This is a genomic window from Pseudomonas sp. MHK4, assembly GCF_054600775.1.
Map to the genome: position 1 here is coordinate 153,039 of NZ_BAAIAK010000010.1, position 23,823 is coordinate 176,861.

26 protein-coding genes and 1 riboswitch are annotated in these 23,823 nt (G+C 60.6%); of the genes, 12 read left to right on the plus strand and 14 right to left on the minus strand.

All coding sequences use genetic code 11. The features are described from left to right. Positions 1-65: 65 nt before the first annotated feature. The gene (locus ACYP2Q_RS23280; RefSeq protein ID WP_459732646.1) at positions 66-1,748 is read right to left on the minus strand and encodes a fatty acid--CoA ligase; all 1,683 of its coding nucleotides are present in this window, start codon (positions 1,746-1,748) and stop codon (positions 66-68) included. 152 nt (positions 1,749-1,900) lie between these two features. Beyond that, on the minus strand, positions 1,901-2,530 hold the full coding sequence (locus tag ACYP2Q_RS23285) for a LysE family translocator (RefSeq protein ID WP_459732647.1): 630 nt from the start codon (positions 2,528-2,530) through the stop codon (positions 1,901-1,903). Between the two features lie 91 nt (positions 2,531-2,621). Between ACYP2Q_RS23285 and ACYP2Q_RS23290 the strand changes: the two genes are divergently transcribed. The 3 genes from ACYP2Q_RS23290 to ACYP2Q_RS23300 all read left to right on the plus strand — a co-directional run bounded on the left by ACYP2Q_RS23290 (position 2,622) and on the right by ACYP2Q_RS23300 (position 5,457). Next, a complete protein-coding gene (locus ACYP2Q_RS23290; protein ID WP_459732648.1) occupies positions 2,622-3,587 on the plus strand; it encodes a 2-hydroxyacid dehydrogenase in 966 nt (321 codons plus the stop codon). A 33-nt stretch (positions 3,588-3,620) separates the two neighbouring features. Next, complete coding sequence (locus ACYP2Q_RS23295) at positions 3,621-4,619, plus strand: methyltransferase (protein ID WP_459732649.1); 999 nt, start codon at positions 3,621-3,623, stop codon at positions 4,617-4,619. Positions 4,620-4,658: 39 nt separating this feature from the next. Then, a riboswitch (yybP-ykoY riboswitch) is annotated at positions 4,659-4,783 on the plus strand. 89 nt (positions 4,784-4,872) lie between these two features. Then, positions 4,873-5,457, plus strand: coding sequence for a TMEM165/GDT1 family protein (locus ACYP2Q_RS23300; protein ID WP_046818984.1), 585 nt, complete (start codon positions 4,873-4,875; stop codon positions 5,455-5,457). Between the two features lie 123 nt (positions 5,458-5,580). On the opposite strand, the gene ACYP2Q_RS23305 is transcribed toward ACYP2Q_RS23300, so the two are convergent. The 4 genes from ACYP2Q_RS23305 to ACYP2Q_RS23320 form a co-directional block, all read right to left on the minus strand. Then, positions 5,581-6,399, minus strand: a complete 819-nt coding sequence (locus ACYP2Q_RS23305) for a M48 family metallopeptidase (RefSeq protein ID WP_459732650.1) — start codon at positions 6,397-6,399, stop codon at positions 5,581-5,583. A 169-nt stretch (positions 6,400-6,568) separates the two neighbouring features. Beyond that, a complete protein-coding gene (locus ACYP2Q_RS23310; RefSeq protein WP_459732651.1) occupies positions 6,569-7,192 on the minus strand; it encodes an SOS response-associated peptidase in 624 nt (207 codons plus the stop codon). Positions 7,193-7,227: 35 nt separating this feature from the next. Beyond that, entirely contained in the window at positions 7,228-7,488 is a 261-nt protein-coding gene (locus tag ACYP2Q_RS23315; RefSeq protein ID WP_095059971.1) for a putative signal transducing protein, read from the minus strand. A gap of 7 nt (positions 7,489-7,495) precedes the next feature. Continuing rightward, positions 7,496-7,678 (minus strand): CPXCG motif-containing cysteine-rich protein, encoded by a 183-nt coding sequence (locus tag ACYP2Q_RS23320; protein WP_034149563.1) that lies wholly within the window; start codon positions 7,676-7,678, stop codon positions 7,496-7,498. 139 nt (positions 7,679-7,817) lie between these two features. On the opposite strand from ACYP2Q_RS23320, the gene ACYP2Q_RS23325 reads away from it, so the two are divergent. Further along, positions 7,818-8,984 (plus strand): 1-acyl-sn-glycerol-3-phosphate acyltransferase, encoded by a 1,167-nt coding sequence (locus ACYP2Q_RS23325; RefSeq protein WP_459732652.1) that lies wholly within the window; start codon positions 7,818-7,820, stop codon positions 8,982-8,984. Between the two features lie 55 nt (positions 8,985-9,039). On the opposite strand, the gene ACYP2Q_RS23330 is transcribed toward ACYP2Q_RS23325, so the two are convergent. Both ACYP2Q_RS23330 and ACYP2Q_RS23335 read right to left on the minus strand, forming a co-directional pair. Next, positions 9,040-9,318, minus strand: coding sequence for a hypothetical protein (locus tag ACYP2Q_RS23330; RefSeq protein ID WP_459732653.1), 279 nt, complete (start codon positions 9,316-9,318; stop codon positions 9,040-9,042). 179 nt (positions 9,319-9,497) lie between these two features. Further along, entirely contained in the window at positions 9,498-10,082 is a 585-nt protein-coding gene (locus ACYP2Q_RS23335; RefSeq protein ID WP_095152868.1) for a YajG family lipoprotein, read from the minus strand. Between the two features lie 199 nt (positions 10,083-10,281). Between ACYP2Q_RS23335 and ACYP2Q_RS23340 the strand changes: the two genes are divergently transcribed. Both ACYP2Q_RS23340 and mqo read left to right on the plus strand, forming a co-directional pair. Beyond that, entirely contained in the window at positions 10,282-10,515 is a 234-nt protein-coding gene (locus ACYP2Q_RS23340) for a hypothetical protein (RefSeq protein WP_459732654.1), read from the plus strand. Positions 10,516-11,255: 740 nt separating this feature from the next. Beyond that, the gene (gene mqo / locus ACYP2Q_RS23345; protein WP_459732655.1) at positions 11,256-12,764 is read left to right on the plus strand and encodes a malate dehydrogenase (quinone); all 1,509 of its coding nucleotides are present in this window, start codon (positions 11,256-11,258) and stop codon (positions 12,762-12,764) included. 165 nt (positions 12,765-12,929) lie between these two features. Here the strand turns inward: mqo and ACYP2Q_RS23350 are convergent, their stop codons facing one another. The 4 genes from ACYP2Q_RS23350 to ACYP2Q_RS23365 all read right to left on the minus strand — a co-directional run bounded on the left by ACYP2Q_RS23350 (position 12,930) and on the right by ACYP2Q_RS23365 (position 14,929). Continuing rightward, on the minus strand, positions 12,930-13,217 hold the full coding sequence (locus ACYP2Q_RS23350) for a PA4642 family protein (protein ID WP_008060216.1): 288 nt from the start codon (positions 13,215-13,217) through the stop codon (positions 12,930-12,932). Positions 13,218-13,280: 63 nt separating this feature from the next. Beyond that, positions 13,281-13,766 (minus strand): hypothetical protein, encoded by a 486-nt coding sequence (locus ACYP2Q_RS23355; RefSeq protein WP_459732656.1) that lies wholly within the window; start codon positions 13,764-13,766, stop codon positions 13,281-13,283. Positions 13,767-13,894: 128 nt separating this feature from the next. Beyond that, positions 13,895-14,368, minus strand: coding sequence for a WbuC family cupin fold metalloprotein (locus ACYP2Q_RS23360; RefSeq protein ID WP_459732657.1), 474 nt, complete (start codon positions 14,366-14,368; stop codon positions 13,895-13,897). A 3-nt stretch (positions 14,369-14,371) separates the two neighbouring features. Continuing rightward, positions 14,372-14,929 (minus strand): hypoxanthine-guanine phosphoribosyltransferase, encoded by a 558-nt coding sequence (locus ACYP2Q_RS23365; RefSeq protein WP_274074176.1) that lies wholly within the window; start codon positions 14,927-14,929, stop codon positions 14,372-14,374. 175 nt (positions 14,930-15,104) lie between these two features. On the opposite strand from ACYP2Q_RS23365, the gene upp reads away from it, so the two are divergent. Together upp and ACYP2Q_RS23375 are read left to right on the plus strand one after the other, a co-directional pair. Further along, positions 15,105-15,743 carry a uracil phosphoribosyltransferase gene (gene upp, locus ACYP2Q_RS23370; RefSeq protein ID WP_008060213.1) on the plus strand — a complete coding sequence of 213 codons (639 nt, stop codon included), beginning with the start codon at positions 15,105-15,107 and terminating at the stop codon, positions 15,741-15,743. A gap of 2 nt (positions 15,744-15,745) precedes the next feature. Continuing rightward, on the plus strand, positions 15,746-17,020 hold the full coding sequence (locus ACYP2Q_RS23375; protein WP_431757277.1) for a uracil-xanthine permease family protein: 1,275 nt from the start codon (positions 15,746-15,748) through the stop codon (positions 17,018-17,020). Positions 17,021-17,088: 68 nt separating this feature from the next. On the opposite strand, the gene hemH is transcribed toward ACYP2Q_RS23375, so the two are convergent. Both hemH and ACYP2Q_RS23385 read right to left on the minus strand, forming a co-directional pair. Next, positions 17,089-18,111: a ferrochelatase gene (hemH, locus tag ACYP2Q_RS23380; protein WP_459732658.1), complete on the minus strand. Its 1,023-nt coding sequence runs from the start codon at positions 18,109-18,111 to the stop codon at positions 17,089-17,091. Between the two features lie 13 nt (positions 18,112-18,124). Continuing rightward, a complete protein-coding gene (locus tag ACYP2Q_RS23385) occupies positions 18,125-19,027 on the minus strand; it encodes a TIGR01777 family oxidoreductase (RefSeq protein WP_459732659.1) in 903 nt (300 codons plus the stop codon). A 198-nt stretch (positions 19,028-19,225) separates the two neighbouring features. On the opposite strand from ACYP2Q_RS23385, the gene ACYP2Q_RS23390 reads away from it, so the two are divergent. From ACYP2Q_RS23390 to phrB, 4 genes are all read left to right on the plus strand, one after another. Beyond that, a complete protein-coding gene (locus ACYP2Q_RS23390; protein WP_459732660.1) occupies positions 19,226-20,212 on the plus strand; it encodes an NAD(P)/FAD-dependent oxidoreductase in 987 nt (328 codons plus the stop codon). Positions 20,213-20,415: 203 nt separating this feature from the next. Then, on the plus strand, positions 20,416-21,375 hold the full coding sequence (locus ACYP2Q_RS23395) for a YbgA family protein (RefSeq protein WP_459732661.1): 960 nt from the start codon (positions 20,416-20,418) through the stop codon (positions 21,373-21,375). Further along, positions 21,375-22,316, plus strand: coding sequence for a MerR family transcriptional regulator (locus ACYP2Q_RS23400; RefSeq protein WP_459732662.1), 942 nt, complete (start codon positions 21,375-21,377; stop codon positions 22,314-22,316). Before ACYP2Q_RS23395 ends, ACYP2Q_RS23400 begins: the two co-directional genes overlap by 1 nt. Before the next feature lie 31 nt (positions 22,317-22,347). Next, on the plus strand, positions 22,348-23,793 hold the full coding sequence (phrB, locus tag ACYP2Q_RS23405; RefSeq protein ID WP_459732663.1) for a deoxyribodipyrimidine photo-lyase: 1,446 nt from the start codon (positions 22,348-22,350) through the stop codon (positions 23,791-23,793). Positions 23,794-23,823: the final 30 nt, after the last annotated feature.

Genomic DNA, 23,823 nt, shown 5'->3' on the forward strand with positions numbered 1-23,823 from the left:
GATTTGACAAGCCAAGCGCTTGCTTGGTGGGGCTGGCGTGCCCTTTCGGGCACGCCGAGGGACGCTTAAAGCGTCGAGAGGAAAGTACTGTTGTTGGCCTGCCATTCGGTGATGTCGACGCGAATTCGCTTCTTGTCGAGCTTACCGACACTGGTCTTGGGAATTTCAGTAACAAGGGCGATCTGACTCGGAATCGCCCACTTGCTCAGGTGACCCAATTCCACGAATGGCTTGAGGTGTTCCTTGAGTTCGCGGGCGCCAATGGCATGGCCCTCGCGCAGGACCAGCAAGGCAAACGGCCGCTCGCCCCACTGCGGATCGGCAATTCCCACCACTGCTACTTCGCGTACCGCCGCGTGGCGACTGATCAGGTCTTCGAGGTCCAGGGAGGAGATCCATTCGCCGCCGGTCTTGATCACGTCCTTGATCCGGTCGCGAATGTCGATCACCCCCATGCTGTCCAGGGTCGCCACATCCCCGGTGTGCAGCCAGCCGCCGGCCCAGAGTTCGGCGCCCTTCTGCGGCTCGTTGAAATAGCCCTCGGTCAGCCACGGCGCGCGCAACACCAGCTCGCCCTGGGTTTCGCCATCGGCAGGCAGGAAGTTGCCTTCGGTGTCGACGATCGCCGCTTCCACCAACGGCCCTGGCACACCGGCCTTGATCCGGTAGGTAGTGCGCTCGTCCTCGGAACCGGCCATCAGTTCGTCATTGAGGTGCGCGCAGGACACCAGCGGCCCGGTCTCCGACATGCCGTAGGCGGCGGTCAACTGGATGCCCTTGGCTTTCGCGGCTTCGTACAGCGCACGGTTGAGCGCGCTGCCGCCGATGACGATTTTCCAGCCACCGAAGTCGATGTTTTGGGCCGCCTTGGCGTTGAGGACCATTTGCAGGATGGTCGGCACGCAGTGCGAGAAGGAAACCTTTTCCTTGCGCCACAACTCCACCAGGTACTCCGGATCGTAGCGCCCCGGGTACACCTGCTTGAGCCCGAGCATGGTCGCCACATAGGGCAGGCCCCAGGCATGCACGTGGAACATCGGCGTGATGGGCATGTACACGTCACTGGTGCCCAACAGGCGCACGCTGTCGATTGACCCCATGATCGTCGAGACACCCATGGTGTGCAGCACCAGCTGCCGATGGGTGAAGTACACGCCCTTGGGGTTGCCGGTGGTGCCCGTGGTGTAGAAGGTGGTCGCCACCGAGTTCTCGTCGAAGTCCTGGAACTCGCACTGCGGGCTTGCCGCGGCCAGCAATTGCTCGTATTCACCGATGAGGTTTGGCAGGTCGGCGGTCTTTTCCGGCAGATCGGTCAGGAGCAGGGTTTTCTCGACCGTGACCAGGTTCCCGGCGATCGCGTTGTACAGGCCGACGAATTCGCTGTTGACCAGGACAAAGCGGTCCACGGCGTGATTCATGGTGTAGAGGATCTGTTCCGGCGACAGGCGCACGTTGATGGTGTGGATCACCGCGCCGATCATCGGGATGGCAAACATGCATTCCAGGTATCGGTGGCTGTCCCAATCCATCACCGCCACGGTATCCCCGGGCTTGACCCCGGCATCCGTCAGCACATTGGCCAGCCGTGCGACCCGTTCGATCAGGGTCGGATAGCTATAGCGCAACTGGTCGCGGTAAACGATCTCACGGGTTTTCTCATAACGCGCGCCGGACATCAGCAGCCGTTTGATCAGCAGCGGAAACTGGTAAGCGCCTTCGGCTGGGGGGATAACGCGAGTCTGCAACATAAGAATCCCTTTTCTGACTACTCGGTCGTGGCTATAGAGTAAGCACTGTAGTGCCCCTGATCGCCAGCCAAATCAGCCAAAGGGATGATTTGCAGAGACGCACGAATGCTAGCGTTGCGCCAGCATTCGTGGGTAATCGTGCACCGTTACACTCAGTGCATTTCGGTAAACGCGAGTTTCACGCCAATGGCGATCAGCACCGCGCCCATGGTCCGGTCGAACCAATGACCCATGCGGGCGAAACCGGCGCGCACGCGCTGCTGGCTGAACAGCATGGCCACCAGGCAGAACCAGATCGCCGTTGCCACCGCCAGGTACACCCCGTAACCGGCCTGTACGGCCAGCGGTGTCTGCGGATTGATCACCACGGTGAACAGCGACAGGAAAAACAGCGTGGCTTTCGGGTTCAGGCCATTGGTCACGAACCCCGAAGTGAAAGCGCCACGGGCGGTGCGCTCGCCGGCTTCCTTGTGCAGATCGTCGGTCACGGCCTTGGCTGGTTGCGCCCGCAGCGCCTTGAAGCCGATGTACAGCAGGTAAGCGGCGGCGGCCCATTTCAATGCGTTGAACAGGACGATCGACTGGGACACGATCAGGCCGATGCCCAGCAACGAATAGCCAACGTGGAGGAAAATCGCCGTACCGACGCCAAGCGCTGTCCAGGTGCCGGCGCGCCGGCCATGGGTCACGCTTTCCCGTACCACCACGGCAAAGTCCGGGCCGGGGCTGGCCACGGCCAGCAGGTGAATCAGCGCAACGGTCAAGAACTCGGTCCAGTACATTGGGGCTCCTCAAGGTCAAGCGTAACTATTTATTTCATCTGTTAGGCTCGGCAGATTACGCCTTCAGTTCATTGCACAAAAGGTACAGTTGATGACGAACATTCACCGCGCTGTTTTCCTCGACCACCCCTCCCTGGACCTGGGCGATCTCGACCTCGGCCCGCTGCGCGATTGTTTCAGCGAACTGCAGCTGTTCGCCCAGACCCTGCCCGACCAGGTGATCGAGCACCTCAAGGGCGCCACCGTCGCCATCACCAACAAGATCCAGATCAACGCGGCCGCCATCGCTGCCAGCCCGCAGCTGAAACTGATCCTGATCACCGCCACCGGCACCAACAACGTTGACCTCGCCGCCGCCCGCGCCCACGGGATCACCGTGTGCAACTGCCAGGGTTACGGCACGCCATCGGTGGCGCAGCACACGATCATGCTGCTGCTCAACCTGGCCACGCGCCTGGCCGACTATCAGAAAGCCGTCGGTGAAGGCCGCTGGCAACAGGCCAAACAGTTCTGCCTGCTGGATTACCCGATCGTCGAACTGGAAGGCAAAACCCTCGGCCTGCTCGGTCACGGTGAACTGGGCGGTGCGGTCGCGCGCCTGGCCGAGGCGTTTGGCATGCGCGTGCTGCTCGGCCAGATCCCGGGGCGCCCTGCCCGACCAGACCGTTTGTCACTGGAGCAACTGCTGCCGCAAATCGACGCACTGACCCTGCACTGTCCGCTCAACGAGCACACCCGTCACTTCATCGGTGCCCGTGAACTGGCCTCGATGAAACCCGGCGCGTTCGTGGTTAACACCGCCCGCGGTGGCCTGATCGACGAGCAGGCGCTGGCCGATGCCTTGCGCAATGGTCACCTGGGCGGTGCCGCCACCGACGTGCTCAGCGTGGAGCCGCCGGTCAACGGCAATCCGCTGCTGGCCCAGGACATTCCACGCCTGATCGTCACCCCACACAACGCCTGGGGCAGTCGCGAAGCGCGGCAACGAATTGTTGGCCAAGTGACTGAAAACGCCTTGGGATACTTCAGCGGTAAGGCGCTGCGGGTCGTCAGTTGATAAACTGCGGCACTTTTTTTTACAGGAGCAGTTATGGATCCGCGCAGTGAAGTACTGCTTCGTCAGGCTGAATTATTCCAGGGCTCGGTGTTGTTGGCCGGTCTACCCGCCGACGACTTGCTCGGGCGCCTGCACGACGCCCACGGCTGGAGTTGGCACGCCGGCGACCAGGCCGCGCTGGATGCGCGCTTCGCCGAGCGCAGCCATTTTGGTGTTGAAGCGCCTGAGCGCGCGTTCGATAGCGCCGTGGTGTTTCTGCCCAAGTCCAAGGACCTGACCGATTACATCCTCAACGCACTCGCCTCTCGGTTGGCCGGCCGCGAGTTATACCTGGTCGGCGAGAAAAAAAGCGGCATCGAAGGCGCCGCCAAGCAACTGAACCCGTTTGGCAAACCACGCAAGCTCGACAGTGCGCGGCATTGCCAGCTGTGGCTGGTCACCGTGGCCAACGCGCCAGAGGCCAAACCCCTGGAGAGCCTGGCCCAGACCTATGAATTGCCGCTGGCCGAAGGCCCGCTGAAAGTCATCAGCCTGCCAGGCGTATTCAGCCACGGTCGACTGGATCGCGGCAGTGCGCTGTTGCTGGAACACCTGGATAAACTGCCCAGCGGTCACCTGCTGGACTTCGGTTGCGGCGCCGGGGTGTTGGGTGCGGCGGTGAAACGTCGTTATCCGCACAACCAAGTGACCTTGCTGGATGTCGATGCCTTTGCCGCTGCCAGCAGCCGCCTGACCCTGGCGGCCAATGGTCTGGAAGCGGATGTCATTACCGGTGACGGCATCGACGCGGCACCGATGGGTTTGAGCGCAATCCTGAGCAACCCGCCGTTCCATGTGGGCGTGCACACCGATTACTACGCTACGGAAAACCTGCTGCGAAAAGCAGCCAAACATCTGAAAAACGGTGGCGAACTTCGGCTAGTAGCCAACAGCTTCCTGAAGTATCAGCCGCTTATCGAAGAGCATCTCGGGGTGTGCGCCATCAAGGCCGAAGGCCAGGGTTTCCGCATCTACCGCGCCAAACGCGGGTAAAAATTTGCACTTGCCTAATGGATTTTGCGTAGGCAGAATCCGCTCCGTCCTAGGGGAGTAGTCTCCCACGAGCGCCATGCTCGTCCGGCATGCGTCAACATACTTGGTCAACAGACCATGGCGCATGCGACCCCAGCGTCCGCATCAGACGGATCGCAGGGTTTGACAAGACCTATGACACGCACACCTTACCCGGGGCGGGAAGGCTGTACGTGTCATAGCCGTGTCGACCCGCCCCTTAGGAAAACCCCTGATGCTGGATTCACTACTGGTACCCACCGCAATCGTTGCCTTGGCCGAAATCGGCGACAAGACGCAACTGCTCGCGCTCATTCTCGCCGCCCGCTTTCGCAAACCCTGGCCGATCATCGCCGGCATCATCGCCGCGACCCTGGCCAACCACGCGGCAGCCGGTGCGGTAGGGGCCTGGGTGGGCAGTTTCTTCTCGGATACGATGCTGCACTGGATCCTCGCGGCGAGTTTCGCCGCCACCGCACTGTGGACCCTGGTACCGGACAAGATGGATGACGACGAGGCCAGTACCGCCCGCAAGTTCGGGCCGTTCCTGACCACGCTGATCGCGTTCTTCCTCGCGGAAATCGGCGACAAGACCCAGATCGCGACCGTGATGCTCGCCGCGCAATACCCGGAACTGTGGCTGGTGATCATCGGCACCACCCTGGGCATGCTGATTGCCAACGTACCGGTGGTTTTGGCGGGTAACTTTGCGGCGGACAAACTGCCATTGACCTTGATCCGTCGACTGGCGGCGTCGGCGTTTTTCATCCTGGCGATTGTCGCGGTGTACAAGGCGATGCAGAGCAGCGGGTGGGTTTGACGGTTTAGGTCGGTAGACCGCGTTATCGTTCATCGCCAGCAGGCTGGCTCCCACAGTTGCAATGCATTTCCCTGTGGGAGCCAGCCTGTTGGCGATGAGGCCCTTATCGACGATGAGTCAATATCAGGACTTCTTGGCCTGCTCATACAGCGGCATGACTTTCGGAATCGCCGCCTGCAAAGAAGCGATACGGCTCGACGACGCTGGGTGAGTGCTCATGAACTCCGGCGGCGAACCTTCCGACGCCTTGGCCATCTTGTTCCACAAGGTGATCGCGGCGTTCGGGTTGTAGCCGGCGCGGGCGGCCAGCTCCAGGCCAATCAGGTCGGCCTCGTTTTCATTGGCCCGGCTGTTTGGTAAGGTCATGCCGTAGTTGGCCACGGTATCGGCCAGCGCCAGGGTGTCCGAGCCGAGGCCGAACAAGGCACCGGCGCCCTGCTTGGCCATCTCGATGCCATAGGCCTTGGACATGGCCTCACGACCGTGCTCGCGCAGGGCGTGGGCGATTTCGTGGCCGAGAATGGCGGCGATTTCGTCGTCGGTCAGCTTCAGGCTGTCCATCAGGCCGGTGTAGAAAATGATCTTGCCACCAGGACCGCAGTTGGCGTTGAGCTCATCGCTCTTGATCAGATTGACTTCCCACTTCCATTGGGCCGAATCCGGACGGAAAACCGGCGCCTGGGCAATCAGCCGATCGGAAATCACCTGGATGCGCTTGGCATCGCTGCTGGTCTTGTCCAGCACACCTTTGGTGCTCGCCTCGCCCACCGTCTTCTGGTAGGACTGGGCGTACATCTGATTGACCTCGTCAGTGGACAGCATGCTGAACATGTATTGCTTGCGCTCAACCCCCACGGCGCCACCGCTGGTGGTGTTGACCGACTGACAGCCAGCGAGCAGCAGCGCTGCGCCCAGTGCACCTACAACGAAAATCTTGCTCATCGAAAAACTCCATGAAAACTGCCGCCTATCCTAGGCGTGGAAATGTATCGACGCCAGATACACAGGAAATAAGACGCTTTTTTCAGGCAAAGCTCTCACCAACGCAGGAAAAATAACCCCCCAGCAGGAGCTGGCTTGCCAGCGAAGGCGTCCGCCCAGGCACCGCATCTCAACCGGGTGTCAAACACTCCGGCCCATTGAGCTTCGGATCATTGACCATGTTGGCCAGCACCCGCTCGCGCAACGCCGCCGGCTCGCTGGCGAGCAGGGCTTGCAGGGCATGCAGCGGCGTCTCGGGATTGAGCCACGCGGCCTGCCCCGCCTCATCGAGAATCAACGGTCGGCGCTGACTGGCCGCCGGCTGGGTGATTACCGCCGTGCTCAGCCACACCTGCTCCTGCACCGGATACGCCTCCCAAATGGCGGCGAAAAACAGCGACGATCCCTCTCCCGGCGTCAGCCAATACGGCCGCTTGCGCGTGGTGCCGCGCCATTCGTAGAAACCGTTGGCCGGCAGCAGGCAACGGCGCAGACGCAGGGCCTCGCGAAACATCGGTTGCTCGGCAACGGTTTCAGCCCGGGCATGGGCCGGGGTACGGGACAGGTCGGTCAGCCACGGCGGTGTCAGGCCCCAGCGGGCGCGCGCCAGTTCACGCTGGCCGTCCTGGCCTGCGCGCAGCATCAGCACCGAATCGTTGGGGGAAATGTTCCACTGGGCCTGTTGATCGGCCGGAAAACCTGGCAGGGTCGCGAAGTCGCGATTCCAGCGAAACAGGGCATAACGTCCACACATGGGGCAGCACGACTCTTGATCAAACGAACGCCAGCCTAACAGACCAGCGTGCCGGGAAAGCTTTCCGGTTCATCGCCGGACAGCGGCAGCGCAGCATTGTACGCGGTGATCAGCTCCCGGGCGTATTCGGCCTGGTCATTATCCACCGCCAGGCCGAGCAGGCCGAAGATCGGCAACTCCCCGGTGGCACCCACCAGGTCGCGGCCCACCAGATGCGCTTCGACGCCCTCGCTGGCGAGCATGCCTTGCAGCAACTCGCCTTCCATCAGGTTTTCCGGTTCGTAGATGCGCTGCATGGGTGCCTCACTCGTTTTCGCTGAAGACTTCCAGGAACCAGTCCTCTTCGTGAACCTGCAACACGAACGTGATCGGCCGACAACACACCTGGCAGTCCTCGATATAAGTTTGATCACCGCCGGACAAGTCCACAGTCGTTTCGACTTCTTCACCACAATATGGGCATTCATACTGCGCAGTTTCCAGCATCGCGGCCTCCCAGGTGACTTGTGCGTATAATCGCCGGTCTATTTGCAGGGCTATTTTTGTCTGACTACTTTTTCAGACCGTGCCCTGCTGGTTTTCGATCAAAACCTTTACTTACCCTAGCCGTTTCTAACAAGAGAGCATGATGGGCGAATTCGATGCCATCCGACCTTACGACGATAGCGAAGTCCCAGCGGTGCTGGCGCGACTGCTCGGCGACAAGGCGTTTCTAGATATCCTCACCCACTTCCGCTTCCCGCGTTTTGCCGGCGCCTTGGGCTGGGCGCTCAAACCTCTTATAGCTCATCGGCTGCGCCGCGAGTTCGCCGGCATCACGTCGGTGGCCACCTTGCAGGACAAAGTCGAGTACTACGTCGACCACACTATCGAGCGCGCCACGGACGGAGTGACGTACACCGGCGTGGAGCAGTTCAAGTCCGGCAGCGCCTATCTGTTCATCGCCAACCACCGTGACATCGTGATGGATCCGGCCTTCGTCAACTACGCCGTGTACCACGCCGGCCTGCCGACGCCGCGCATCGCCATCGGCGACAACCTGCTGCAGAAGCCTTTTGTCAGCGACCTGATGCGCCTGAACAAGAGCTTCATCGTGCACCGTTCGATCACCGGTCGGCGCGAGAAGATGGCGGCCTACCAACTGCTGTCGGCGTACATCAACCATTCGATCCGCAACGATTGCGCCTCGATCTGGATCGCCCAGGCCGAAGGCCGGGCCAAGGACGGCGACGACCGCACCGAGTCGGCGATCCTCAAGATGTTCCACATGAGCCGCAAGGACGAGCCGTTCGGTGAGGTCATCCGCTCGCTGAACCTGACCCCCGTGTCGATCAGCTACGAGTACGATCCATGCGACCAGGCCAAGGCCCGCGAACTCTACATCCGCGCCACCACCGGCACCTATACCAAGGCTCCGGGCGAGGATGACGTGAGCATCGCCAAGGGCATCACCGGCTACAAGGGCCGGGTGCACGTGAACTTTGCGGCGCCCATCACCGAGCTGTTCGAAGACACCAAGCAATTGGCGGTCGAGATGGACAAGCAGATCCTCGGCGGTTACCGCCTGTTCCCGGTGCACTACCTGGCCTACGCCCAATGGCAGGATGCCGACCCGCAATTGCAGGTCCCCAATGCCGCCAAGCTATTCCCGGCCGACGAACTGGCCAAGGCCCAGGAACAATGGCAGCAACGCCTGGACGCCTGCCCCGAGGAACATCGCCCGTTCCTGGTGCTGCAATATGCGACCCCGGTGCGCAATCAGTATCGGGTCAAGGCTGGATTGCCGCTTTAACCGCGGATACGACAACGGCGCCCTCGGGCGCCGTTTTTGATCAGGATCAGAGGTTTCAGACCTTTGTGCTGATCCACGACACCAGCAACGCCAGCGCCATGCAGGCAAACCCGAAGCGGTAGAAAAACCGGTTCATGCGCAGTGTTGCCCAATCCAGCGTCGGCTCCTGACTTGGACTGGTCTGGCGCTGCGACTGCAGGCTGGCCATCGCGCGCTGTTCGCGGCGACGGGTGGCGTGCAGCAACCACCCGCCCGGAAAGGCCAGCAGCAAGGCCAGCAGATTGATCAATTTGGCGGGATGGGCGGTAAACAGCGTCATCAAATGCAGTGACATCACGAACCTCAAACGAAACTGGAGCGGCAGGCACCTCACCTGTGACCGCGGGCGAATTCTACCGAAAGCCTGCGCGCCTGCCCCTGCCTTTGCGACAATTAACGAATCAAATGACCAATGGCCATGAAAAAAGCCCGGGACCATCACTGGCGCCGGGCTTTTCGGTAGCTGGCGAACACTTACTCGCCGAGAACCTGACCCACGGTCGGGTCCTTGAACAAGCGGGTCAAGGCATCGCTCAACACGTCGCTGACCAGCTTGGTGTTGGTTTCCTGGTTCGGCGCCATGCCAAAACGCTGGTCCAGGGACGCGCCATAACGACCACTGTAGCGACGGTTGGCATTCTGCACATCGGAGCGGAAGGTCGCGCCAATGGTTGCCTCGGTCACGTACATGCCTTCTTTAGGCGACTGGTACTTCAACTCGGCCAGGGTCACGGTGATCTGTGGCGCGTTCGCCGCATTGGTGGTCGGGGTGAAGCCCAGCAACCGCACGGCCGCTTCGGCCTGCGCCTGCAGTTTTGGCAGGATCTGCGCGCCCTGAACGGTAATCGCGCTGGTTTCCGGGTACAGGCCGCCACGGGTGCCCAGGGTTGGCGACGGACGTCCGTCGACCACGCGCACCACTACCGGCTGGCCGTGGCCGACCGGCGCCAGTTGCGCCGTCAGCTTGGGTTCCGGATTCAGTTGTTGCGGGCTGTGGGCGCAGCCGACCAACGTCAAGCTGGTCACAGTGATCAAACCGAACAACAGGCGTTGCAACATACTCTTCTCTCCAGAATCAGGCACTAACAGGCCCGCAGTATAGCGGTGCGCCGCTACGGCGAACCAGCGCAACCATTGTAGAAAGTTCTGACAAATCTTTCAGAATCCGCCGCCTGTCACGCATATGTCATCGCCCATACACTTGCGCGTCACGGCTCGCTGCCATCCTTCACAGCAGTCACCCAGAAGGTACTTCGCCATGCGCTTTCTTGTCTCGCTGTTCGCCCCACGCCCACGGCACCGCAGCTTTGCCCTGCTCGACAGCAACGGTCTTTGCCAGGCATTCAAACAGTGCAGCCTCCAGCCCATGGGCGATGGCTGGGTCGAAATCGAAGAAATTCGCCTCAACTGGCTGCAGCAACCCCTGCCCGCCAGCGCCCGCGTCAGCCAGCAGCAACCCCGCTCACGGGCACAGCACTTGATGGCGACCTGACCAGACGCCTAATAAAAGTCATTAAACACGACCAATTCCCTGCGTTTCTTCGCTACAATCTCCCCCCGATTATAAGGACGTCTCCTGATCGGGCCTCGCAGCATCGTCAATGCTTCGGTTTTGGCACCCCGCACCGCCCACAGAGAGCCGCCCACACAGATCGAGTGAAGCTGGCGCGCTTGCTGTTCCTCAAGCACAACCACCGCTTTTCGCGAATCTGCAGAGCTGTCATTACGCTCGGTCACTGAGCTGTTTGCCCGTATTGCCTGCCATGAATTTCCTGGCGGCAGACGTTCCGGGCACGGTGCCAGGCTGGGACAGCCCTTTTTTGAGGTTCACGTCTTCAAAAGAGCGTGAAAAAAACGGGTTTTCACAACTTCACAAGAGTGTGGCGAGCAAATGAATAGTTTTGCGTCTGAATATGCACCATTAGCGTCCAGTACAGCCCAACGACACAGGACCGAGTACACCTCGAATACCGGAGCCTGAAGCCTGTCCGCTACGGATTTGGTTGCACAAGCGGATGTATCGACCATAAGTCGAATTGCCAGTCGCCCGTTGAAATGAGTTCATATGACTCTCAGTAGACCCGACCGGTAGCGTCCGTCGAAGTTGCGAAAAATTGCGAAGATTCGGACATGGCGATACTGCCATGAGCTCGAGGGGCATCACTGACTCGCCCCGGAACGCCTGGCAGCCATGCCGACAATTTGGTGCTGCAGATTTTGGAGACGCGTTAAATGGCGCATAACGAAGCAGTCGACGTAGTACTGGTTGGGGCCGGCATCATGAGTGCCACCCTTGCGGTACTGCTCAAAGAGCTCGACCCCGCGATCAAGCTGGAAGTCGTCGAGCTGATGGATTCCGGTGCCGCGGAGAGTTCCAACCCTTGGAACAATGCCGGTACCGGTCACGCCGGCCTGTGCGAGCTGAACTACACGCCGCAGGCTGCCGATGGCACCGTCGACATCAAGAAAGCCGTGCACATCAACACCCAGTTCGAGGTGTCGAAGCAGTTCTGGTCGTACCTGACCAAGAAAGGCACGTTCGGCTCGTGCAAATCGTTCATCAGCCCGGTGCCACACCTGAGTTTCGTGCAGGGTGAGAGCGGCGTGTCCTTCCTCAAGGAACGCTTCGACGTGCTGCATAAGCACCACGCCTTTGCCGACATGGAATACACCGAAGACAAGGCCAAGATGGCCGAATGGATGCCGCTGATGATGCCGGGGCGCGATCCTGGCGAAACCCTCGCCGCCACTCGCGTGATCAACGGCACCGACGTCAACTTCGGCGCCCTGACCAACCAGTTGCTCAAGCACCTGACCAGCGCTCCCGATGCCCAGGTCAAGTACTGCAAGCGCGTAACCTGCCTCAAGCGCAACAACGGCGGCTGGACCGTCAGCATCAAGGACGTCAACAGCGGCAATACCCGTGAAGTCGATGCCAAGTTCGTCTTCCTCGGTGCTGGCGGCGCGGCATTGCCATTGCTGCAGGCTTCGGGCATCGAAGAGAGCAAAGGCTTCGGCGGCTTCCCGATCAGTGGCCAATGGCTGCGTTGCGACAACCCGGAAGTGGTCAAGCACCACCAGGCCAAGGTCTACAGCCAGGCGGCCGTAGGCTCGCCACCGATGTCCGTGCCGCACCTGGACACCCGTGTCGTTGACGGCAAGAAATCCCTGCTGTTCGGACCTTACGCCGGTTTCACCACCAAGTTCCTCAAGCACGGTTCCTTCATGGACCTGCCGCTGTCGGTTCGCGCCGGCAACATCGGCCCGATGCTGGCGGTGGCGAAAAACAACATGGACCTGACCAAGTACCTGGTCAGCGAAGTGATGCAGTCGATGGAGCAGCGCCTGGATTCCCTGCGCCGCTTCTACCCTGAAGCGAAAGCCGAAGACTGGCGCCTGGAAGTGGCCGGCCAACGGGTGCAGATCATCAAGAAAGACCCGAAAAAAGGCGGCATCCTGCAATTTGGTACCGAACTGGTCGCGGCCAAGGACGGCTCCCTTGCCGCCCTGCTCGGCGCCTCGCCAGGTGCCTCGGTGACGGTTTCGATCATGCTGGAACTGATCGAAAAATGCTTCCCGGGCAAAGCCAAGGGTGAATGGGCTGGCAAACTGGCCGAAATCTTTCCGGCCCGGGAGAAAGTCCTGGAAACCGACGCGGCGCTGTATCGCAAGATCAACGCGCAGAACAACGTTGCCCTGGAACTGGTTGAAGAAAGCAGCGAGACTCCAAGTTTCGCTTGATTTGGCCGCATAAAAAACGCCCCGTCCATCAATGATGGCGGGGCGTTTTTTTATGCCTTTTTGTAGGAGCTGGCTTGCCAGCGAAGGGAGACGCCGCGGTATGCCAGTGATACCGCCTTCGCCGGCAAGCCGACTCCTACAAGGGGCGCAGGGCTTTAAAGGCGCTTAGCCACGAGCCTTTTCGATCAACTCGATGTATTCCGGCGCGTTGCGCTGATCCTGGATCAGGGCAACGAAGTCATTGCCGTGCTCGTCCTTGCCGTTCACGTCGTAACCTGCCTCGACGAAGAACGTCAGGAAACGCTCGAAGTCGTCGATCCGCAGGCCACGATAGGCTTTGATCAGCTTGTGCAGGGACGGGGAAGTCGCGTCGACCGGCTCGAAATCGAGGAACAACTTGATCTGCTCATCGCCGATCTCGTCACCAATCACTTGTTTCTTATCTTTACGCATTGCCGACTCCAGCTCGCAGACATTTCACGGGGCGGGCAGTTTACCCCTGCGCGGGCACCGGGCTCAACGCGGACGAACAGCCCCGGTGTGCAGATCAGCCCAGATGTGGCCGTTGGCGTAGCTGAGAAACTGGCAATACACCGTGTCGTTGCGCAGCAAGTCGATCACCACCCGGTATTGAGCCAACGGGTAATAAAGCGTCAGGGTCTTGCTCTTGTCGTCGTAGAGCGGTTTTTTCAGGCTTTTGCTTTCGCCATCGAAATTGACCAGCACCTGAGTGATGTTCGCGCCCTTGTTCAAGGATTTGCCCTTGAGGCGAATCATCAGCGGCGAGGTGACAGGGATCGGCTGTTGGCTGGACTGGCGCTGGCTGCCAACCACCACCGAATATTCGGTGACTTGCAACAGTTGTTGCTGCTCGGGTTCGGCATCACGCAGGGTCAGGTCATCCGGCGGCAGGAACTGTGCGTGCATGGGGGCCGGCGCGGCGGCCAGCGGCAGGCAGAGGATCAGCAACAGGGCGGCACAACAGCGGATCAAACGGCTCATGACAGGCTCCGGAATCGGGTGTAGGAGCGAGCTTGCTCGCGAAAATCTTAAAGGCGGCGCGTTTCTCCAGACAGCAGGCGTCATCGTTCACGCCCATCGCGAGCAAGCTCGCTCCTACAATTGGAGAATCAATCGAACTGCGCGCGCATCCAGGCCTGATACTCGGCAACACCAGGCTCGCCTTCACGCGGCGCCCAGTGCGCCAGCTCGCCTTCGCCGACCGGACGATAAGGACCCGCCTTGCACTCGAACATCAGGCTGTCAGCTTCGAGCACCACCAGGCCATGGAACACACCGGTCGGCAAATCCACGCCGACGCAGTCGCCGCCAGCCTGCAGGATCTGCTTGTTCACCACCGCCCCGGCCTCGTCGAAAATCAACTGCCCAAGCCGGCCCTTCAGGACCAGCAAGGTCTCGGCCTTGTTTTCACCCAGGTGGCGGTGAGGCGCAATATAAGTGCTCGGCTGCAGACCCACCGCCATCCGGTGGCAGGCATCTTCCATCTGGTGGAAGTTGTGATGCTGGCGTCCACGGGGATTGGCCACGGCTTTCTTGGCCAACTCAGTAAACAGCGTTTGATCAAGAAAGCTCGGTGTGGCCATTGCTTACATTCCTTTAACGGCAAAAATCCCGTTGGCGTTACGCCAGTAGCCTTTGTAGTCCATGCCGTAGCCAAATATGTAACGGTCGATGCATGGCAATCCGACAAAATCGGCCTTCAGGTCCGGGCGAGCCTTGCGGTCGTGGTCCTTGTCGATCAGCACGGCGGTGTGCACTTTGCGCGCGCCAGCGTGCTTGCAGAAGTCGATGATGGCGCCAAGGGTATGACCTTCATCGAGGATGTCGTCGATGATCAGCACATCACGGTCGATGAACGAAATTTCCGGCTTGGCTTTCCAGAACAGCTCGCCGCCGCTGGTTTCGTTGCGATAACGAGTGGCGTGCAGGTAGGACGCTTCCAGCGGAAATTGCAGATGGGTGAGCAGTTTGCCGGCGAAAATCAGGCCACCGTTCATCACGCAGAACACCACCGGGTTGCTGTCCGCCAGTTGATCGTTGATGTGTGCACCGACGCGGGCGATGGCTGCCTCGACTTCAGCTTCGGTGTACAGGCAGTCAGCCTCTCGCATGATTTGACGGATATGCTCGAGATCAGCGGACATGGCGCTCTCCAGGGGGGGTTGGGGGGAGGGTCGGATTCGGAAAAGCGGGCAAAGGTACGCATCAACCGAGGCCGAATCAAGCGTTTGTGGACTAACGTACTCTATGTCTATAGGACATCACCCTCGGATAGATTAATCTAGGCCGGTTTTTTTGCCCGCCGCCGGAGCCTTTCCCATGCCCATCCTCGAGATCCGCCACCCGCTGATCCGCCACAAACTTGGCCTAATGCGCCGCGCAGACATCAGCACCAAGAATTTCCGCGAGCTCGCTCAGGAAGTCGGTGCCCTGCTGACCTATGAAGCCACCAAAGACCTGCCGCTGGAAACCTACGATATCGAAGGTTGGTGCGGCACCGTGTCGGTGGAGAAAATCGCCGGCAAGAAAATTACCGTAGTACCGATCCTGCGCGCCGGTATCGGCATGCTCGAAGGCGTGCTCAGCCTGATCCCGGGCGCCAAGGTCAGCGCCGTGGGCGTGGCCCGCAACGAGGAAACCCTCGAAGCCCACACCTACCTCGAGAAACTGGTGCCGGAAATCGACGAACGGCTGGCCATGATCATCGACCCGATGCTCGCCACCGGCGGCTCGATGGTTGCCACCATCGACCTGCTGAAAAAAGCCGGCTGCAAAGACATCCGCGCCATGGTGCTGGTCGCTGCACCCGAAGGTATCGCCGTGGTCGAGAAAGCTCACCCGGACGTGATCATCTACACCGCTTCCATCGACCAGAAACTCAACGAACACGGTTACATCATCCCGGGCCTGGGCGATGCTGGCGACAAGATCTTCGGCACCAAGCAGAAGGACGCGTGAGCATGCAGCAAGAGTTCAACGATCCGCTCTGGCGCACGGTGCTGTCTGGTGCCCAGATGCTGTTCGTGGCCTTCGGCGCCCTGGTGTTGATGCCGCTGATCACGGGGCTGGACCCCAACGTGGCACTGTTCACCGCTGGCCTGGGGACGATCCTGTTCCAGATCGTCACCGGACGCCAGGTGCCGGTATTCCTGGCGTCGAGTTTCGCCTTCATCACCCCGATCATCCTCGCCAAGGGCCAGTTCGGTCTCGCCGCGACCATGGGTGGCGTGATGGCGGCCGGTTTTGTCTATACCTTCCTCGGCCTGGCCGTGAAAATCAAAGGCACCGGCTTCATCGACCGCCTGCTGCCGCCGGTGGTGATTGGCCCGGTGATCATCTCCATTGGCCTGGCCATGGCGCCGATCGCCGCCAATATGGCGATGGGCAAGGCCGGTGACGGCAGTGAACTGATTCACTACCAGACGGCGATGCTGATCTCGATGCCCGCATTGCTGACCACCCTGATCGTCGCGGTATTCGGCAAAGGCATTTTCCGCCTGGTGCCGATCATTTCCGGCGTGCTGGTGGGGTTTGGCATGGCGTTCTACTTTGGCGTGGTCGATACCGCGAAGATTGCCGCTGCTCCATGGTTCGCCATCCCGCACTTCACTGCGCCGGAGTTCAATTGGCAGGCGATCCTGTTCATCGTTCCGGTGGCCCTGGCCCCGGCCATCGAGCACATCGGCGGCGTGATTGCCGTGGGTAGCGTGACCGGTCGCGATTACCTGAAGAAGCCTGGGCTGCACCGCACCCTGTTGGGCGATGGCATTGCCACCACCGCCGCGGGCCTGTTCGGCGGCCCGCCCAACACCACGTACGCGGAAGTGACCGGCGCGGTGATGCTGACCAAGAACTACAACCCGAAAATCATGACCTGGGCGGCGATCTTCGCCATCAGCCTGGCGTTCATCGGCAAATTCGGTGCACTGCTGCAAAGCATTCCGGTGCCGGTGATGGGCGGGATTCTCTGCCTGTTGTTCGGCTCGATCGCGGCCGTGGGGATGAACACGCTGATTCGCCACAAGATCGACCTGGGTGAAGCGCGCAACCTGGTGATCGTTTCGGTGACACTGGTGTTCGGTATTGGCGGCGTGCTGGTCGGAACCGGCACAGGCCCGGACGATTTCGGCCTCAAAGGCATCGCGCTGTGCGCGGTGGTGGCGATTGCGCTGAACCTGATCCTGCCGGGCAATGACAGCTGGAAGCACAAGAAGGCGGATGAGCCGCTGATCTAAGCCAGATCTGAGGACGCCTTCGCGGGCAAGCCACGCTCCTGCAAGAGCGTGGCTTGCCGGCGAAGCTTTCAAAGCACCAAAGGTGCCCTTTCACACAACGCACTCAACGCCTTCGCCCACTGCGGGTCATCGTTGAGGCAAGGCACCAGCACCAATTCCTCTCCCCCCGCTTCGCGGAACTGCTCCAGCCCGCGATCACCGATTTCTTCCAGGGTCTCGATGCAATCGGCGACGAAGGCCGGGCACATCACCAGCACTTTCTTGACCCCGCTTTTGCCGAGCTCATCCAGGCGCGCTTCGGTATAGGGTTCGATCCATTTGGCTCGCCCCAGGCGCGACTGGAATGACACCGACCATTTGCCATCTGGTAACCCCAGACGCTTGGCGAACGCTGCGGCGGTGCGCAGGCATTGACCGCGATAACAGGTCGCGACCACTTGCGGCGGTGCACCGGCGCAGCAGTCGCCCCCGCCTTCGAAGCTGTGCCCCGGGTTGAGCTTCGTCAGGTGCCGCTCCGGCAAACCGTGGAAGCTCAACAACAGGTGATCGAAATCCTGTTCCAGATAAGGCCGGGTCGTGGCTACCAGCGCGTCGAGGTATTCCGGTTGATCGTAGAATGGCTGGAGCACCGACAATTGCACGTCGAGGTTTTTCTCACGCAGTACGCGCTTGGCTTCCTCGATCACCGTGGTGGTGGTGCTGTCGGCGAACTGTGGATAAAGCGGTGCCAGGGTGATTCGTTTATGCCCTTGGGCTGCCAGGCGCACCAGTGCCGACTCGATCGACGGTTCACCGTAACGCATCGCCAGCTCCACCGGGCCGTGATGCCACTGCCCAGTCATGGCCTGTTGCAGGCGACGACTGAGCACCACCAGTGGCGAACCCTCGTCCCACCAGATCGACGCGTAGGCATGCGCAGACTGCTCGGGGCGCTTGATCAGGATCAGCGACACCAGCAAGCGCCGCAGCGGCCATGGCAGGTCGATGACGTAAGGGTCCATCAGAAACTGATTGAGGTAGCGGCGCACGTCCGCCACCGAAGTGGATGCCGGTGAGCCCAGGTTGACCAGAAGCAACGCGTGATCGGTCATGCAACGTCCTATTTCAAAGGCGGCTGGACAACTCGTCCAGGGCCGCGCGCAAATCAGTGAACTGGAAAGTGAATCCCGCTTCCAGCAAGCGAGCCGGTATGGCCTTCTGGCCGCCCAGCAACAGCAATGACAACTCGCCCAGGCACACCTTCAAAGCCAGGGTCGGCATGGGCATAAACGTCGGGCGGTTCAGCACGCTGCCCAACGTCTTGGCAAATTCCCGATTGCGCACCGGGTTGGGCGCGCAGGCATTATAAGGACCACTGGCGCTTTCCCGATGCAGAAGAAAATCAATCAGGGCGATTTGATCGTTGATATGAATCCACGGCATCCACTGCCGGCCACTGCCGATAGGCCCGCCCAGCCCCAGTTTGAAGGGCAGCAACAGGCGCGACAAAAAGCCGCCCTCTGCCGATAACACCAGCCCGGTGCGAATGAAGATCACGCGTATGCCCAAGCCTTCGGCGCGCTGGGCCGTTTCTTCCCAAGCGATACATAACTGGCTGGCGAAATCATCGATGACCGGCGGTGAATCCTCGCTCAGCTCACGCTCACCGCCATCGCCGTACCAGCCGACCGCAGACCCGGAAATCAGCACCTGCGGCTTCTGTTCACGACTTTCGAGCCAGGCCAGCAGGGTTTCCGTCAGGGTGATGCGGCTGCTCCACAACAGCGCCTTGCGCTTGTGGGTCCACGGGCGATCGGCAATCGGCGCGCCGGCCAGATTGACGATGGCGTCCACCGGGTCTTGCCCGACCTCGTCAAGCCGTGCGATACCACGCACCTGGGCACCGCAGATTTTCGCGACTTTTGCAGGGGTCCGACTCCAGACGGTAAGGCGGTGACCCTGGCTCAACCAGTGTCGGCAGAGCTGACGTCCTATCAAACCAGTACCGCCGGTCAGCAATATGTGCATGACTTCTTCCTCGCGTGGCGTTTTACCCTGATCACTAGTCTATTTTTATAAGCAAGGGATCTTTTGGTATCGGGCAGGCTCTGTGTTTAACAATAGGCCAAGCTGTCAGAACGAGAACGCTGAAAGTTATACCAAAAAACAATATTGTACAGGTTTCAACCCCGGCGTAGTCTGTACAGACAGGTAAACGAGGCCCTTATGACTGTACCTATCGCAATCATCGGCACCGGCATTGCCGGACTCTCAGCCGCGCAAGCCCTGACTGACCTGGGGCATGTCGTGCAACTTTTCGATAAAAGCCGCGGCAGTGGCGGACGCATGTCAAGCAAGTGCAGCGATGCGGGTGCCCTGGACATGGGCGCGCAATATTTCACCGCCCGCGATCGTCGTTTCGTCACCGAAGTCCAACGCTGGCAGGCCAATGGCTGGGTCGCGGAATGGACGCCGCAGCTGTATACCTACCATGGCGGCCGGCTCGATCTGTCGCCGGACGAACAGACACGCTGGGTCGGCACCCCGCGCATGAGTGCCATCACCCGGGCCTTGCTGGGCGACCTGGAAGTACATTTTTCCTGCCGGATCACCGAGGTGTATCGCGGCGAGGAACACTGGCATCTGCAGGATGCCGAAGGCTTCACCCACGGTCCGTTCAGTCATGTGGTCATCGCCACCCCGGCCCCCCAGGCCACCGCGCTGCTGGCCTCCGCGCCGAAGCTTGCGGGCGCTGCCGCCGGCGTGAAAATGGACCCTACCTGGGCCGTAGCCCTGGCCTTCGAGACGCCTCTGGAAACGCCCATGGAAGGCTGCTTCGTGCAAGACAGTCCGCTTGACTGGCTGGCTCGCAATCGCAGCAAACCAGGACGCGACAACAGCCTCGACACCTGGGTGCTGCACGCCACCAGTGCCTGGAGCCGCCAGCATATCGACCTGCCAAAGGAAGCGGTAATCGAGCAGTTGCATGGCGCGTTCGCCGAGCTGCTGCACGACGCTATGCCCGCGCCCAGCTTCAGCCTGGCCCACCGCTGGCTCTACGCCCGCCCCGCCAGCAGCCATGAATGGGCTACCCTGGCCGATGCCGACCTTGGCCTGTATGCGTGTGGCGACTGGTGCCTGTCCGGACGCGTCGAAGGTGCGTGGCTCAGCGGCCAGGAAGCCGCCCGCCGCCTGCATGCACACTTGCAGTAACCGCAATGCCGCGACACTGGCTTGCCAGCGATGAACGATGACGTGGTGTGCTGTACACCGCAGTACCTGATCGCTGGCAACGTCGCTGAGACCCGTCACGCAAAAACTTATACAACAAGTTTGACTTGTACACCTTTGAATCTATGATGAACCTTGTTGTACAGACTTTCAGCGCTGTACAGATTTAGATTCCGAGGTGCTCGATGCTCCTGCCCCCCGCCAAACCAAAAATCGCCATCAGCGCCTGCCTGATGGGTTTTGACGTGCGCTACAACGGCGGCCACAAGGCATCGCAGCTGTGCCGCCAGGTCCTGAGCGACTACTTCGATTTCGTCCCGATCTGCCCGGAAGTCGCGATCGGCCTGGGCATTCCGCGCCAACCCATCCGGCTGGTGGGCGATGCGCAGGCTCCCCGGGCTATCGGCACGGTGGACCGCGACCTCGATGTCACCCAACCGCTGGCGGACTATGGCCGCCATATGTCGGCGGAGCTTGGCGATATCTGCGGTTACATCTTCATGCAGCAATCCCCTTCCTGCGGCCTGGAACGGGTGAAGGTCTACCACGCCAACGGTGCACCGGTGACTGGCGGTGGCCGGGGCATCTACGCCCAGTCGTTCTGCGCCCGGCAAACGGACCTGCCGGTGGAAGAAGACGGCCGGCTCAATGACCCGGTGCTACGGGAAAACTTTCTTGTCCGCGTATTCGCCTACTGCGCTTGGCAACAGTTGCTGCAGGAAGGCTTGAGCCGTCGCGGCCTGACAGCGTTTCACTCGCGCTATAAATACCTGCTGATGGCCCACAACCCGGTGCAATACAAAGTCCTCGGCAATTTGCTTGGCAACATGGGCCAGACCGACCCGCAAGAACTCGGAGCGCGCTACTTCAGCCAACTGATGGAAGCCCTGAAGAAATGTGCCACCCGCCGCACCCACACCAACGTGTTGCAGCACCTGAGCGGTTACCTGAAAAAGACCCTCAGCGCTGCGGACAAACAGGAGATGCACCATCTCATCGGTCAATACCGCCAAGGCATCGTGCCGCTGGTGGTGCCACTGACGTTGCTCAAGCATCACTTTCGTCAGCATCCGGATCCGTACATCGAGCAGCAGGTGTACCTGCAACCGCATCCGGAAAATCTCAGCCTGCGAAACGCCATCTGATGAAACCTCTACTCGACAGCAGCGCCAGTGAAGACCTCGGTGCCGACTTCAAGAAGGCCCTGGACGAAGGCTGGCTGCCGATCCGCGAAGTCGCTCGGCAGACCGGGGTGAACGCCGTGACGCTGCGAGCCTGGGAACGCCGCTATGGCCTGATCGTGCCGCAACGCACACCCAAGGGGCATCGGCTGTTCTCCGCTGAACATGTACAGCGCATTTTGTCGATCCTCACCTGGATCAACCGCGGCGTGGCCGTCAGCCAGGTCAAGCAATTGCTCGACACCCCGCAGGCCTTCAGCGGGTTCGTGGAAAACGATTGGCAGGTGTTGCGCCATACCTTGCTCACCGCCGTCACGCAGCTGACCGAACGCACCCTGGACGACACCGTCAACCAAGCCATGGCGCTGTACCCGCCGCGCACCCTGTGCGAGCAGTTGCTCCTGCCCCTGCTGGCGGAGCTGGAACAACGCTGGCAAGGCCAGTTCGGCACGCAAATGGAGCGGGTATTTTTTTATTCCTGGCTACGCAGCAAGTTTGGCGCGCGCATCTACCATGACAATCGTCAGTTACACAGCGCGCCACTGCTGTTGATCAACCACTCGGACCTGCCACTTGAACCTCACCTGTGGCTCACCGCCTGGTTGATCAGCAGCGCCGATTGCCCGGTGCAAGTGTTTGACTGGCCACTCCCGGCCAGCGAGCTGGCACTGGCTGTCGATCTACTGCAGCCACGGGGCGTACTGCTGTATTCCAGCAAAGCGATAAACCTTTCACAGCTGGTGAAACTTTTAAACGGCGCCAGTTGCCCAAAAATAATCGCCGGACCTACGGTGTGCATTCACAACACCGAGTTGTCCGCAATAACGTTAGAGATCGCTGATCTGTACCTGGCCGACAATCCGTTGGCGGCGCACCAGGTGCTGGTTCAATGCGGGCTCGTTTAATGGCACTTCAACGGACCGAGCGGACACCCACATGCAATTGATCTGGCTGCGCAGCGACCTGCGCGTACATGACAACACCGCCCTTGCGGCCGCGGCAGCGCGTGGCCCGACCGTGGCGGTGTTTCTGTTGAGCCCGGAGCAATGGCGTGAACATGACGACGCCCCGTGCAAAGTGGACTTCTGGCTGCGCAACCTGCAGGCATTGAGTCGTGCGTTGGGCCAGTTGAACATTCCCCTGCTGATGCGCACTGCCCCCCGTTGGGATGACGCACCGGCCGCGCTACTCGAGCTGTGCCGGCAACTGCAGATCGACGCGATGCATTTCAACGAGGAATACGGCATCCATGAAACCCGTCGCGATGCTGCGGTGGCCCGGACCCTGAAGGCCGAAGGCATCGAGGTCAGCAACCATCTCGATCAATTGCTGTTCAAGCCCGGCAGTGTCCTGAGCAAAACCGGTACTTACTTTCAGGTCTTCAGTCAGTTCCGCAAGGTCTGCCATGAAAGGCTGCGACATTCGCTGCCCGGCCTGGTACCTGCACCTGTGGCGCAAGCGCCGCTGAACATGACCCGCGACGCCATCACGACGCAGGTCGAAGGCTTCGACGTGCCCTCTGAAAGTCTGCGCGCCCTGTGGCCGGCCGGTGAAGATGAAGCCCGGCGCCGTCTCGACAGCTTTACCGACGTGCAGATCGACTACTACCAGAGCGAGCGCGACTTCCCGGCTAAACCTGGCACCAGTCAACTCTCGGCTTATCTGGCTGCCGGGGTGATTTCTCCCCGCCAGTGCCTGCATGCCGCACTGCAGAGCAATCAGGGAGAGATTGAAAGCGGCAAGGTGGGCGCCGTGACCTGGATCAATGAACTGCTATGGCGAGAGTTCTATAAACACATTCTGGTGGGCTACCCGCGGGTTTCCAGGCACCGTGCCTTTCGCCCGGAAACCGAAGCCCTGGCGTGGCGCAACGCTCCCGAGGAACTGGCCGCCTGGCAGCAGGGCCGGACCGGCTTGCCGATCATCGACGCGGCCATGCGCCAATTGCTGGAAACCGGATGGATGCACAATCGCCTGCGCATGGTGGTGGCGATGTTCCTGACCAAGAACCTGTTGATCGACTGGCGCGAGGGCGAACGCTTTTTCATGCGTCACCTGATCGACGGTGACCTGGCGGCGAACAACGGCGGCTGGCAGTGGAGTTCGTCCACCGGCACCGACTCGGCGCCTTATTTTCGGATTTTCAACCCGCTGAGCCAGTCGGTAAAATTCGACGCCGAAGGCCTGTTCATCAAGCACTGGCTACCACAACTGTCGGAGCTCGATAACAAGGCTGTGCACAACCCGGCGCAACTTGGCGGTCTGTTCGGAGTTACAGATTATCCCGCACCGATCGTCGACCTGAATACGTCTCGCGCCCGCGCCCTGGCCGCGTTCAAGAACCTGCCGCCGCGGCAAACTGCCGGGAGCCATCATGAATAGCCCAATGCTGCATTTTTACGAACATTCACC

Excerpts from the sequence above, each read along its gene's own strand:
- ACYP2Q_RS23280 (WP_459732646.1), bottom strand. The coding sequence starts at position 1,748 with ATGTTGCAGACTCGCGTTATCCCCCCAGCCGAAGGCGCTTACCAGTTT.
- ACYP2Q_RS23285 (WP_459732647.1), bottom strand. The coding sequence starts at position 2,530 with ATGTACTGGACCGAGTTCTTGACCGTTGCGCTGATTCACCTGCTGGCC.
- ACYP2Q_RS23290 (WP_459732648.1), top strand. The coding sequence starts at position 2,622 with ATGACGAACATTCACCGCGCTGTTTTCCTCGACCACCCCTCCCTGGAC.
- ACYP2Q_RS23295 (WP_459732649.1), top strand. The coding sequence starts at position 3,621 with ATGGATCCGCGCAGTGAAGTACTGCTTCGTCAGGCTGAATTATTCCAG.
- ACYP2Q_RS23300 (WP_046818984.1), top strand. The coding sequence starts at position 4,873 with ATGCTGGATTCACTACTGGTACCCACCGCAATCGTTGCCTTGGCCGAA.
- ACYP2Q_RS23305 (WP_459732650.1), bottom strand. The coding sequence starts at position 6,399 with ATGAGCAAGATTTTCGTTGTAGGTGCACTGGGCGCAGCGCTGCTGCTC.
- ACYP2Q_RS23310 (WP_459732651.1), bottom strand. The coding sequence starts at position 7,192 with ATGTGTGGACGTTATGCCCTGTTTCGCTGGAATCGCGACTTCGCGACC.
- ACYP2Q_RS23315 (WP_095059971.1), bottom strand. The coding sequence starts at position 7,488 with ATGCAGCGCATCTACGAACCGGAAAACCTGATGGAAGGCGAGTTGCTG.
- ACYP2Q_RS23320 (WP_034149563.1), bottom strand. The coding sequence starts at position 7,678 with ATGCTGGAAACTGCGCAGTATGAATGCCCATATTGTGGTGAAGAAGTC.
- ACYP2Q_RS23325 (WP_459732652.1), top strand. The coding sequence starts at position 7,818 with ATGATGGGCGAATTCGATGCCATCCGACCTTACGACGATAGCGAAGTC.
- ACYP2Q_RS23330 (WP_459732653.1), bottom strand. The coding sequence starts at position 9,318 with ATGTCACTGCATTTGATGACGCTGTTTACCGCCCATCCCGCCAAATTG.
- ACYP2Q_RS23335 (WP_095152868.1), bottom strand. The coding sequence starts at position 10,082 with ATGTTGCAACGCCTGTTGTTCGGTTTGATCACTGTGACCAGCTTGACG.
- ACYP2Q_RS23340 (WP_459732654.1), top strand. The coding sequence starts at position 10,282 with ATGCGCTTTCTTGTCTCGCTGTTCGCCCCACGCCCACGGCACCGCAGC.
- mqo (WP_459732655.1), top strand. The coding sequence starts at position 11,256 with ATGGCGCATAACGAAGCAGTCGACGTAGTACTGGTTGGGGCCGGCATC.
- ACYP2Q_RS23350 (WP_008060216.1), bottom strand. The coding sequence starts at position 13,217 with ATGCGTAAAGATAAGAAACAAGTGATTGGTGACGAGATCGGCGATGAG.
- ACYP2Q_RS23355 (WP_459732656.1), bottom strand. The coding sequence starts at position 13,766 with ATGAGCCGTTTGATCCGCTGTTGTGCCGCCCTGTTGCTGATCCTCTGC.
- ACYP2Q_RS23360 (WP_459732657.1), bottom strand. The coding sequence starts at position 14,368 with ATGGCCACACCGAGCTTTCTTGATCAAACGCTGTTTACTGAGTTGGCC.
- ACYP2Q_RS23365 (WP_274074176.1), bottom strand. The coding sequence starts at position 14,929 with ATGTCCGCTGATCTCGAGCATATCCGTCAAATCATGCGAGAGGCTGAC.
- upp (WP_008060213.1), top strand. The coding sequence starts at position 15,105 with ATGCCCATCCTCGAGATCCGCCACCCGCTGATCCGCCACAAACTTGGC.
- ACYP2Q_RS23375 (WP_431757277.1), top strand. The coding sequence starts at position 15,746 with ATGCAGCAAGAGTTCAACGATCCGCTCTGGCGCACGGTGCTGTCTGGT.
- hemH (WP_459732658.1), bottom strand. The coding sequence starts at position 18,111 with ATGACCGATCACGCGTTGCTTCTGGTCAACCTGGGCTCACCGGCATCC.
- ACYP2Q_RS23385 (WP_459732659.1), bottom strand. The coding sequence starts at position 19,027 with ATGCACATATTGCTGACCGGCGGTACTGGTTTGATAGGACGTCAGCTC.
- ACYP2Q_RS23390 (WP_459732660.1), top strand. The coding sequence starts at position 19,226 with ATGACTGTACCTATCGCAATCATCGGCACCGGCATTGCCGGACTCTCA.
- ACYP2Q_RS23395 (WP_459732661.1), top strand. The coding sequence starts at position 20,416 with ATGCTCCTGCCCCCCGCCAAACCAAAAATCGCCATCAGCGCCTGCCTG.
- ACYP2Q_RS23400 (WP_459732662.1), top strand. The coding sequence starts at position 21,375 with ATGAAACCTCTACTCGACAGCAGCGCCAGTGAAGACCTCGGTGCCGAC.
- phrB (WP_459732663.1), top strand. The coding sequence starts at position 22,348 with ATGCAATTGATCTGGCTGCGCAGCGACCTGCGCGTACATGACAACACC.